General features: G+C 60.0%; 10 protein-coding genes. All 10 read right to left on the bottom strand.

From position 1 onward, the window contains the following. Window positions 1–6: 6 nt before the first annotated feature. The 10 genes from pseC to rfbF are packed head-to-tail and all read right to left on the bottom strand — an operon-like array spanning window position 7 to window position 11343. Window positions 7–1170, bottom strand: a complete 1164-nt coding sequence (gene pseC, locus ACMXYI_RS29815; protein ID WP_415770652.1) for a UDP-4-amino-4,6-dideoxy-N-acetyl-beta-L-altrosamine transaminase — start codon at window positions 1168–1170, stop codon at window positions 7–9. After that, window positions 1167–2168, bottom strand: a complete 1002-nt coding sequence (gene pseB, locus ACMXYI_RS29820; protein WP_415770653.1) for a UDP-N-acetylglucosamine 4,6-dehydratase (inverting) — start codon at window positions 2166–2168, stop codon at window positions 1167–1169. The genes pseC and pseB overlap by 4 nt, the downstream gene beginning before the upstream one ends. A gap of 30 nt (window positions 2169–2198) precedes the next feature. Next, window positions 2199–5132, bottom strand: coding sequence for a glycosyltransferase family 2 protein (locus ACMXYI_RS29825; RefSeq protein ID WP_415770655.1), 2934 nt, complete (start codon window positions 5130–5132; stop codon window positions 2199–2201). Window positions 5133–5186: 54 nt separating this feature from the next. Further along, entirely contained in the window at window positions 5187–5915 is a 729-nt protein-coding gene (locus ACMXYI_RS29830) for a cephalosporin hydroxylase family protein (protein ID WP_415770657.1), read from the bottom strand. A gap of 30 nt (window positions 5916–5945) precedes the next feature. Further along, on the bottom strand, window positions 5946–6611 hold the full coding sequence (locus ACMXYI_RS29835) for an acetyltransferase (protein ID WP_415770658.1): 666 nt from the start codon (window positions 6609–6611) through the stop codon (window positions 5946–5948). Next, a complete protein-coding gene (locus tag ACMXYI_RS29840) occupies window positions 6608–7729 on the bottom strand; it encodes a DegT/DnrJ/EryC1/StrS family aminotransferase (protein WP_415770659.1) in 1122 nt (373 codons plus the stop codon). The genes ACMXYI_RS29835 and ACMXYI_RS29840 overlap by 4 nt, the downstream gene beginning before the upstream one ends. After that, complete coding sequence (locus ACMXYI_RS29845) at window positions 7726–8952, bottom strand: methyltransferase domain-containing protein (protein WP_415770661.1); 1227 nt, start codon at window positions 8950–8952, stop codon at window positions 7726–7728. The genes ACMXYI_RS29840 and ACMXYI_RS29845 overlap by 4 nt, the downstream gene beginning before the upstream one ends. Continuing rightward, the gene (locus ACMXYI_RS29850; RefSeq protein ID WP_415770663.1) at window positions 8949–9509 is read right to left on the bottom strand and encodes a dTDP-4-dehydrorhamnose 3,5-epimerase family protein; all 561 of its coding nucleotides are present in this window, start codon (window positions 9507–9509) and stop codon (window positions 8949–8951) included. The genes ACMXYI_RS29845 and ACMXYI_RS29850 overlap by 4 nt, the downstream gene beginning before the upstream one ends. After that, on the bottom strand, window positions 9506–10588 hold the full coding sequence (rfbG, locus tag ACMXYI_RS29855; protein WP_415770665.1) for a CDP-glucose 4,6-dehydratase: 1083 nt from the start codon (window positions 10586–10588) through the stop codon (window positions 9506–9508). The genes ACMXYI_RS29850 and rfbG overlap by 4 nt, the downstream gene beginning before the upstream one ends. Further along, window positions 10570–11343, bottom strand: coding sequence for a glucose-1-phosphate cytidylyltransferase (rfbF, locus tag ACMXYI_RS29860; RefSeq protein ID WP_415770666.1), 774 nt, complete (start codon window positions 11341–11343; stop codon window positions 10570–10572). The genes rfbG and rfbF overlap by 19 nt, the downstream gene beginning before the upstream one ends. Between the last annotated feature and the right edge of the window lie 184 nt (window positions 11344–11527).

Below are 11527 nucleotides of genomic sequence, written 5' to 3' on the forward strand. Positions count from 1 at the left end.
GTGTCACTACTCCTCAAGAACCAACCGACGCAGTTGCTCGACCACGAAGTCCTGTTGTTCATCGCTCAGCAGAGGGAACAGCGGCAGGCTGATGGCTTCGGCGTAATAACGCTCGGCCTGCGGGAAGTCTCCCTCGGCAAACCCCAGATCACGATAGTACGGCTGCAAATGCAGCGGAATATAGTGCAGGTTCACCCCGATCCCGGCCGCCCGCAACCCTTCGAACACCTGTCGATGGCTAAGATTGATCCGGTCCGTCTGCAAGCGCACCACGTACAGATGCCACGCCGACTCTGCCTCGGGCTGAGGACTGGGCAAGGTCAGCGGCAAGTACGCCAACAATCGATCATAACGCTCCGCCAGCTCACGGCGGCGCTCGATGAAGCCATCGAGTTTATTCAGTTGCGACAGACCGAGGGCCGCTTGCAGGTCAGTGATCCGGTAGTTGAAGCCCAATTCCACTTGCTGGTAGTACCAGGGACCGTGACTGGATTCGGTCATCTGCTGTGGATCGCGGGTCATGCCGTGGCTGCGCAAGCGCTGCAAGCGTTCGGCCAGTTCCGGGCGGTTAGTCAGGACCATGCCGCCCTCAGCACTGGTGATGATCTTCACCGGGTGAAAACTGAATACCGTCATCGCCGCAAATTCGCCGCAGCCCACCGGGCGCCCGGCATAGGATGCGCCGACCGCATGGGACGCGTCCTCGATCACCGTAAAACCATAGCGTTCGGCCAACTCGGCGATCATGCGCATGTCGCAGCTTTGACCGGAAAACGCCACGGCCACCAGAACCTTCGGCAGCGTGCCGTCACGCTCGGCAGCTTCGAGCTTCGCCGCCAGGGTGTAGGCGTCGAGGTTCCAGGTCAGCGGATCGATATCCACGAAGTCGACGTCAGCGCCGCAGTAACGGCCGCAGTTGGCCGAGGCCAGAAAAGTGTTCGGCGTGGTCCACAAGCGATCGCCCGGACCGAGCCCTGCCGCCAGGCAGGCAATGTGCAGCGCCGCCGTGGCATTGCACACCGCCACCGCGAAATCGGCCTGACAACGCTCGGCCATGGCTTGTTCGAAGCGTTCAATGGTCGGCCCTTGTGTCAGCCAATCGGACTGCAACACGGCGACCACCGCATCGATGTCCGCCTGATCGAGGCTTTGCCGACCGTAGGGAATCATGCCGACAGCTCCGCGTGCAGATCTGCGATCTGGCCTACCGACAGGAATTGCGGGTTGGTGTCGGAGCGGTACTCGAAATCCTCGCTCACAGGCTTGCCCTGCTCGCCCAGTTTGTCGACGGCAAAATCCACATCGACGCTGGTGAAACGAATCGACGGCTGAATGGTGTAGTGATCATCGAACTCCAGGGTCATGCGCGCGTCATCCAGCGGCACCATCAGCTCATGGAGTTTTTCTCCCGGACGAATGCCGACGTTTTTGTGCGGCAAATGTTCAGCCATGCCCAACGCCAGATCGACGATGCGGATCGACGGGATTTTCGGCACGAATACCTCACCACCGTGCATGCGCGCAAAGCTGTCGAGCACAAACTGCACGCCGTGATCGAGGGTGATCCAGAAACGGGTCATGCGCTCATCGGTGATCGGCAACTCTGTCGCGCCCTCGGCAATCAGCTTGCTGAAAAAAGGCACCACCGACCCCCGCGAGCCGGCCACGTTGCCGTAACGGACCACCGAAAAACGCGTGTTCTGATCCCCGGCAATGTTGTTCGCGGCAACGAACAACTTGTCCGACAGCAACTTGGTCGCGCCGTACAGGTTGATCGGGCTGGCGGCCTTGTCGGTGGACAGCGCGACGACCTTTTTCACGCCGTTATCGATGGCCGCGGCAATGATGTTTTCCGCACCGTTGACGTTGGTGCGAATGCATTCGGTGGGGTTGTATTCCGCGGCCGGTACTTGCTTCAGCGCTGCGGCATGCACCACGTAATCGATGCCGCGCATGGCCTGACGCAAACGCTCGGCATCACGCACATCGCCGAGAAAATAACGCATGCACGGCGCGTTGAACGTCTGTTGCATCTCGTACTGCTTGAGTTCATCGCGGGAGAACACCACCACACGCTTGGGCTGATATTGCTCCAGCAAGCGGCGGATGAAATTGCGCCCGAACGAACCGGTACCGCCAGAGATGAAAATCGATTTACCGTTAAACATGCCTTGAGTCCTTTTGCCTGTCAGCCAGTCTTATGCGAGCAACTGCGCCCAGTTCACCGGGGCGGGTTCACCCAGGGCAAAGCCCTTGCCGGTCAAGGCCAGGTTGTTGTTGTAAGCCTCGTCGTGCGCAAAGCGCGCCTGCCACTTGTCTCGCAAGGCTGCCACTGCCTGAGGTTCGTTCGGCAAAACGCCCGGGTGGGCAATCTGAACCTGCGGCGTCCACACCGTGAGCAAACCGGCGTCGGCAACTTTCAGGCAGAGATCGACATCGGCGTACACCTCATCGAAATGCTCACGATCCAGTCCGCCGAGGGCAACGAAAACCTCCTTGCGAATCATCAGGCACGCCCCGGAGACGGCCGAATAGTTCTGTTCGACGAGCAGTCTGCGCATGTAGCCCGGCGCCTCCTTTTTCTCGCCGATGAAGGGCGAAGCGATCTCGCCGTTGAGCCCCAGAATCAGGCCGGCACCGGTGACATTGCCTTCGCGGTCCAGCAGTTTGGCGCCGACCACCCCGACTTCGGGACGCTGGGCCTGATTGAGTAACGCCTCGATCCAGTTCGCGTTGACCACTTCGGCGTCCGCCGCCAGCAGCACCAGGTATTCACCCAGCGCCTGTTCGGCGGCCAGGTTGATCAGGGCCGACGTGCTCAGGCGTTGCGTTGTCTTGACCAGACGAATCCGGCCTGCGCCGTTTTTCTCCAGGCTGTCGAGCCAGGCGAGCAGCTCGGTGGACTGGCTGTGGTTATCGGCAATGACGATTTCATTATGTTGATAGCGTGTGCGTTGCAAAACGCTGACCAGGCAGCGCTGCAAGTGCTCGAGGTTGTCCTGGCTATGGATGATGATCGACACCTTCGGGCGACCGGCATGACGGTAGTCGATACTGTAACCACCCGACACTTCGGCGTTGACCTGGGCCTGATAACCGCGCGTCGCCAAATGACGAACCAACGTCTGACGCTCATGGTCATTGGCTGTCAGCTCGGGTGCAGCGGTGATCAGCAACGGCTCGGCAAAATGCGCAAGGCCGGCCAGGCCACCGGTTTCGATCAAGCGCAGCAGCAGGTCGAACTCGAGTGCCGAGGTGAGTTCGCGGGCAAAACCGCCGACCTCCACCAGCGCCTCGCGGCGGATCAGCCAGTGCCGCGCGACGAGTGACGGCAGGCTCTGCAACAAGTCGAGGTTGAAGGCTGGCCGGAACACATCGACCAGCGTGCCATTGGCCTGGCGATGAATTTCGTCCATCGCCACCGCACGGCAACCCTCGGCGTTCTGCAACTCGAGGCTGGCACGCAGGAAACCGGCAGCGGTGAACTCGTCGCCCGCCTCGGCCAGCAGCAACCAGTCCGACGTCGACTGGCGAGCGATCTGGTTCAGCTTGTCGACGTAATTGGCCGCCGTGACCTTGACGAAATGCAGCGTGTTTTGTGCCGTGGTGACCGCCGGCAAGTCGCCCGTGGTGAAGACCACCACTTTGAACGCCCGGAACGCACTCTCCATGAGGCTATCCAGAGTGACCTGGAGTTTGTCCATGTCTGCGTCCAGATCGAGCAGCAGAACACCAAACTGAGGCCCCCCTTCGTTGGCCGCCAGGTGCTGGTTGATTTTCCTCACCACGGTGTCGTTCGGTTGCCGGGCTTGCAGCCAGTTGCGCAGACGTCCCGATGGCATCGTGTCGAGTAACTGGCGACTGTCGAAGATTGGCACGCTGTCCAGACGCTGAACCCAGTCGGTCAGCACCTGGGCATCAGCGGGCTCATCCATTTGCTGGAGCTGCTGCCCAAGCTTTTGCAGCACCCGACGGTTGAAGGCCCCCAACCGAACGGCTTCAAGCAGACGGTTCTGGATCGTCGCCGAACTGTCATTGGAGTAGGTGCGCTGCAAGGCCTCTTGTTTGAGCAATGCGCCTTCCATTTCTTCGAGTTGCAAGCGCCCGGCCGGCATCGCATGCAGCAAAAATTCGCACTGAGTGAGTTGTTCGAACAAAGCGCTGTTGTAGAACGGCATTTCGACGTATTGCTCAGCGCCAAAGACCCGCTTCGGCCCCACCGTCGGATCTGTCCAGTAGGACTCGAAAATCGGTTCAAGGGTCAGCGCGTTACGGGTCATCAGGCTCTTGGCCAGGGCGGCGAAACTTTGCAAGGCAAGTTGCGCGGTCTGCTGCTTATTCAGACCGCTGATGCCGGTCGGCAGCGATGCCAGAAACCCGGCAAAACGCTCACGGTCGGCGACAGATCGCGCGTCCTTGAAGGCCAGGGTCGTCATGATTTCGGTGTTGTGATCCGAGCGGCCATAGTTGACCTCACGCACCACGTAAGGCATCGGAAGAATCCGCGCCTTGGCCCGGGCCAGCATGTAGTAGACATGCCCGATCTCCTGCCACTGGAAGATCGTGCCTTCCGGCATCGCGTCATACCAGTCACGCAACAGCGAAGTACGGTGCACCGCGTAGAACGGCGGAATGTACTGGCTCATGTAATCCAGGACACGATCCTGACCGCGCTCGGCGTTGTAGTCCTCGTGTACTTTCTTGTCACGACGGTAGTACTGCACATAGTTGGAGTGGGTCAGGTACATCAGGCAATAGCCATGGCACAGACCGTAGTCGGGGTTGGCTTCGAGGAAGTTCACCGACTCGGTGAGGGCACCGTGCAACAGAAAATCATCGTCGGAGGCGAAGACCATATAGGGCGTGGTGACCTGCTCGACGCCGTACACCAGTTTGGCCTGGATTCCCCAGTAGCCAAATTGCGGCAAATGCCGATAGTCGATGGTGTCCGCAACCGTCGCCGCGCCCTCCAGCGCGATGGCCGATGAGTCGAGGACCAGAATCTTGCAAGGCAACGTGCTGTAGAACTGCAATGCCCTGCGCAGGAACGCCGGGCGATTGTGTGTAATCAGCACCAGAGTGAACAGTTCACTCAAGGGCCGCGTGTTTTCAGAACCGTAAATGCCTTGCATATCCTTCCCCACCACAGACCGATTGCCTGATGAACGCTTGAATAAAGGTGTCGCTTAACGCACTCGACGCAGGTAGCCATCTGGCGCGACAGTGATCAGCAGCTTGCTGTGAATGGCCTGGTCGATCTCGAAATCACGGTTCTCTTCCAGGTAGGCCCAGACCGCGGTTTTAGGGTTGTCACCCTTGCCCCACGGACGGTCCGGGAACGCATCTTCCGGCATGTCTTCGACCACGGTGTCCATGACCACGCAATAGCTGCCCACCGAGACCATCGGTGCATACAGGCGCAGCTCTTCGAGTACGTGTTCGTGGGTGTGATTGGAGTCGAGTACCACCAGCACTTTCTTGCCCTGGATGCGCTCGCGCACCTGGTCGACAATGGCAGTATCGATGCTCGAACCCTGAATCATCCGGATGCGTTTGCTCATCGGGTGAGCTTCGATCGCTTCGCGGTTGTGCTGGCGGATATCGATGTCGACACCCAGCACTTCACCATGGCCCATCAGTTCCAGGATCGAGGCGTAAAACACCAACGACCCACCGTGGGCGATGCCGGTTTCAACGATCACGTCCGGACGCAGGTTCCAGATGATTTCCTGCATGGCGACCATGTCCTGGGGGAACTGAATGATCGGCCGGCCCATCCAGCTGAAGTTGTAGGTGTACTTGTGCTTGGCCGTTGTGCCAACCCAGTCCAGCGACTCGGCTTGCAACGCCTTGTCCTTTTTCAGGCCTTCGATGTTGTCTTTTACTTCTTCGCGAAACTGCTCATGGGGATTCATTGCAACGCTCCAAAAAAATAGGGAAACGGGTTACTTGAAGACCCTACCGTCGGGGTAAGGCACCACGTTGGTCTTGATGATCCTGGCGGGATTGCCCGCCACGACTGAATAATCCGGGACATCTTTGGTGACGACGGCACCGGCGCCGATGGTCACCCAGCGACCGATGCGCAAGCGCGGAAGAATGGTGGCGTTGGTGCCGATGAACGTGCCGTCGCCAATCTCCACGCAACCGGCGATGCACACGCCGGGCGCCATGAACACCGAGTGGCCGATCTGGCCTTCATGCCCCACGACACTGCCGGCGCTGATACTAGTGTTGTCGCCCAGCGTCACCTCGGCCTGCATGAGTACGCCTTCCTGCAGATAACTGCCCTGCCCCATGCGAATCATGCTCAGGTCAATGCCGGGGTGGACGAACTGGCCCAGCGTGGCACCGGCCTCGACCAATTGGCGGGTGGTCTCGTAGCGCAGTCGGGTGCTGCCGGTGATCAGGTTGACGAAACACACGTCCGGCCCTTTAAGTTCACTCACCAGCCCGGAACCGCCAATAACCGGCACGCCATAAAACAAGGTGCCCTGTTTGCCCGGGTCATTGTCCAGAAACGCAAACTCGACGTTCGGCGTGCTGCGCTTCACCGCGTGCAGCATGCGCACCGCTTCCGGGTTCGCCGCACCCAGCAAGTACATCTTCACAGCGATTGCCTTTTGGCCAGCAGCGCACGTACCACATCCACCACCCGCGCCTGATCGGCGTCAGTCATGTCGTGATAACTCGGCAGGTTGAACGCACGCTCCGGCAAGGCAAACGAAACCGGTGTGTCGACCACGTGCTCGCTGAACATGGGCAACGACGACAGTGGCCAGAAGAACACCCGGGCGTCGATATCGGCAGCCTGGAACGCGGCGATCATCTCGTCGCGATGAATCCCGGTCCCGGCATCGAATACCACAGTGGGCATCCAGTAACCGTTGCGGGCATGGGCAGGTTCGGGGTTCAGCGAAACACCCGGCAGCGATGACAGCGCGTGGGCGTAATTGGCGAATATCGTCCGTTTGCGTTCGATCAGCTCATCGATCCGCTCGACCTGAGCGCAGCCGACGGCAGCCTGCAAGTTGCTCATCTTGTATTTGAAGCCAATGAACTCCGGCCAGAATTGTTTGGTGCTGCCCGCGACACGACCATGGTTGGACAAGGTCAGGACCCGCTCGTACAAGGCTTTATCCGACGTGACGAAAATGCCGCCCTCGCCGGTGGTCATGGTTTTGGTGCCATGGAATGAAAACGCACCGAACGCCCCCATCGAACCGGCAGCCTTGCCGCGCCACTGCGAGCCGATGGCTTCGGCAGCGTCTTCGATGACCGCTATACCGTGTTCGCGACCCATCGCCAACAATGCATCCATGTCACACAGGTTGCCGTAAAGGTGAACCGCGAGAATGGCTTTGGTCTTCGGGGTAATTGCACGCCTGACGAGTTGCGGGTCCAGGCACCAGCTATCTGGCAGAACATCGACAAACACCGGCGTAGCGCCCAGATACGTGATCGGTGCCGCCGAAGCGATCCAGTTGGTGTTGGCCAGAATCACTTCATCTCCCGCGCCGATGCCCAGCGCCGCCATACCCATGTGCAGCGCGCCGGTGCAGCTTGAAGTCGCAATGGCGTAGGTCGCACCAAGGTGCTCGGCAAACCCGTGCTCGAAACGCGTCAGGTATTCGTAGCAACGCGCGCCCCAACCATTCTGCACGGCATCCAGGGCATACCGGGCTTCCAGTTCGCCGACACTCGGTTTGGTGTAGTGAATTCTGCTCATTGAATACTCAACTCCGGAACGGCAACGACAAACTGTGCGCCCCACTCGTTGACCGAGGCGAATTGCTGGGTGATTTCCGTCAACAGGTTCCATGGCAGAACCAGGATGTAGTCGGGCTGTTCGAGGGCGATACGCTCGGGTGAAACCACCGGAATCCGGCTGCCAGGCAAAAATTTGCCCTGTTTATGCGGATTGGCGTCGGCGACCCAGGCCAACAGATCAGGCTTGACCCCGGCGTAGTTGAGCAACGTGTTGCCCTTGGCGGCGGCGCCGTAACCGACCACTCGTTTGCCATCGGCTTTCGCCTGCAACAGAAAGCGCAGCAATTGGTGTTTGATGCCCTCGGCGGCTGGCGCAAGGGTCGCGTAGTACTCGGGGGTTTGAACCCCGGCGACGATTTCGGCCTGCAATTGAAGCGCAACCGCGGGCTGCACTTCACGACGAAGCCCGTCAGCACGTTGCACGAATACCCGCAACGAACCGCCGTGGGTCGACAGCTGACTGACGTCGAACACTTCCAGGCCGTTGCGTTCGCACAATGTATGCACGGCAGTCAGGGACAGGTAGGAATAGTGCTCGTGATACAGCGTGTCGAACTGTTGCCCGGCCATCAGCGTCAGCAGTTGCGGAAACTCGAACGTCGCCACGCCAGCCGGCTTGAGCAAGGTCGCAAAGCCGCCGAGAAAATCATTGATGTCCGGCACGTGGGCCAACACGTTGTTGGCAGCCATCAGGTCCGCAGACCAGCCTTCGCCGACCAATTGCGCAGCGGTGTGACGGCCGAAGAACAACTCGCGGATTTCCAGGCCCTTTTCGCGCGCCGCTTGCGCGGTGCTGCGGGTCGGTTCAACGCCCAGGCAAGGGATGCCGCGACCGGCGACGTACTGCAACAGGTAACCGTCATTGGCAGCGATTTCCACCACACGGCTGTCGGCGGTCAGGCCGAAGCGCTCGACCATCTCGGCCACGTAGCGATCGGCATGCGCCAGCCAGGTGCTGGAAAACGAACTGAAATAAGCATACTCAGCGTCGAACAGGCTGTCGGCACGGGTGTAATCCTCGGTTTGCACCAACCAGCACTGCTGACACACCGCAACCTTCAGTGGCACCCATTGTTCGGCCTGTTCCAGCTGATCGGCACGTACGTAGGCGTTCGACGGCGGCGACGTGCCGAGGTCGATCAGCGGCAAGGCCAAAGGAGTTCCGCAACCACGACAGTTCATAGACGCACTCCAGCAAAGCGTTCATCGAGCAAGGGATGGCTGGCGTCCCTGTCTGACAGATTATTGACAGGCAACGGCCAGGCAATCGCCAGCCGTGGATCGTTCACCGACAAACCGCCTTCGTGCTCCGGCGCATAGTCGGCGCTGTGCAGATAAAGCAATTCGGCGTCGTCGGTCAGGGTCTGGAAGCCGTGGGCAAATCCGGCAGGAATGAGCAGGCTGCGACCGTCGCCAGCGCGCAGGTGTTCGGCGTGCCAGTGCAGGAACGTTGCGGAGTCGGGCCGCAAGTCCACCGCCACATCCCAGACTTCACCGCGCAGGCAGGTGATCAGCTTGGCTTCCGGCGCGTTGGCATTCTGGTAATGCAAGCCACGCACACTCCCGCGTGCGCGGGTGCAGGAATGGTTGATCTGGCGAATGGAAAACGCTTGACCGAAGGCACTCAGGCTGCCCTCGCAGAACAACCGGGCGAAGTGCCCACGATCGTCTTCGAAGCGTTTGTGCTGCACGCTGAACAAGCCCGTCAGCGGCAGCGTTTTCAACAAAAATTCGCTCACAGCGCGCCTCGGTACAGGTTCAACTGGCCCAAGGTGAAGTCACGCATGTCGTCGCCGTTTTGCCAGGCCAGGTGCCAATCCAGGGTCTGGGTCAGGCATTGCTGCAACGACCAGCGCGGTTGCCAGGCCAACAGTTGACGGGCGCGGCTGCTGTCCAGGCGCAACAGGCCTGCTTCGTGCAGATCACTCGGTTCGATGCGCAATCCGCGCGCTTGTGGCCAGCGGTTGGCGAGCAGTTCGACGACTTCGCCGACGCTGCACATGTCCGCTTCGCTCGGGCCGAAGTTCCAGGCGCCGGCAAACTCGGGACCTTTTTCATAGAGGCTGGCGGCCAGTTGCAGGTAACCCGCCAGTGGTTCCAGCGCATGCTGCCAGGGACGCACGGCTTGCGGGTAGCGCAGGGTCACGGGCTCGTTTGCGGACCAAGCCTTGAGTACGTCGGGAATCAACCGTTCCGGCGCGAAGTCGCCACCACCCAATACGTTGCCGGCCCGGGCTGTGGCCAGGGCCAAACCGTGCTCGGCATACTTTTCGGCCGGGAAGAACGAAGCGGCGTAAGACTGCGCCAGCAACTCGCAGCAGGCCTTGCTGCTGCTGTAAGGATCGTGTCCGCCGAGGGCTTCGTCTTCGCGGTACGGCCACAGCCATTCTTTGTTCGCGTAAACCTTGTCGGTGGTCACCAGCACGCACGCACGCACGCCGCCGACCTGACGGATCGCTTCGAGCAGATTGAGGGTGCCCATGACATTGCTGGAGTACGTCCCCAGCGGGTCTCGATAACCTTCGCGCACCAAGGGCTGAGCCGCCAGGTGCAGGACGATTTCTGGTTGGGTATCGGCGATCAGTTCCAGCAGCGCGCCCAAGTCACGCAGGTCGCCGCGCTGATCATTTATGCCTTCGGCCACCTTTGCCAGGCCGAACAGATTCGGCTCGGTGGATGGATCAAGCGAAAACCCGCTGACCTTCGCGCCCAGACTTTGCAGCCACAACGTCAGCCAACTGCCTTTGAAACCAGTGTGACCGGTCAACAACACTCGCTTGCCGCGCCAAAATTCCGGGCTCAGTCCCATTGCTTCCATGGGGCCTCCCCTGTCTGCCACAACGCCTCGAGATGGTTTTTGTCGCGCAGAGTATCCATCGGCTGCCAGAAGCCATCGTGCTGGAAGGCCATCAACTCACCCCGCCCGGCAAGGACGTCGAGAGGGCCTGACTCCCACGAGGTTTCATCGCCATCAATCAGTGGCAGAACCTTGGGTGACAACACAAAGAAACCTCCATTGATCCAGCCACCATCACCGCGCGGTTTTTCAGTGAACCCCAACACCCGATCGCCCTCACGATCCAGCGCACCGTAGCGGCCGGGTGGCTGCACCGCCGTGACCGTGGCCTGCTTGCCATGAGACAGGTGAAAATCCACCAGAGCACCGATGTTCAAATCGGACACCCCGTCGCCGTAGGTGAAGCAAAACGCTTCTTCGTTTTCCAGATAGCGGCTGGCGCGACGCAAACGGCCACCGGTCATGGTTTCTTCACCGGTATCGATGAGCGTGACGCGCCACGGCTCGCTGTAGTTCTGGTGAACGTCCATGCGGTTGTTGCACATGTCGAAGGTGACGTCAGAGGTGTGCAGGAAGTAGTTGGCGAAGAAGTCCTTGATTGCATAGCCCTTGTAACCCAGGCAAATCACGAAGTCATGAATCCCGTGAGCGGAGTACTGCTTCATGATGTGCCAGAGAATTGGCTTGCCGCCGATTTCAATCATCGGCTTGGGTTTGAGGTGCGACTCCTCACTGATGCGCGTGCCCAGGCCGCCCGCCAAAATAACTGCCTTCATCGTCTCCCCTCTTGTTCGTCACAGGGCTCAGCCAAGCTGTATCAAGCTTTTGCAGGCCTTCTGGATAAAACCTTCAATGCCGCTCAGGGCGCTTCTGGATTCACCGGAAGTGCTCGTTTTATGGCGATATCGGGGGGACTTGCAGGAAACGCGCCAGCTCTTTCAGTGCGGTGGGCGAGCGCTG

The sequence above is a fragment of the Pseudomonas lyxosi genome (assembly GCF_047758685.1).
Lineage (GTDB): Bacteria > Pseudomonadota > Gammaproteobacteria > Pseudomonadales > Pseudomonadaceae > Aquipseudomonas > Aquipseudomonas lyxosi.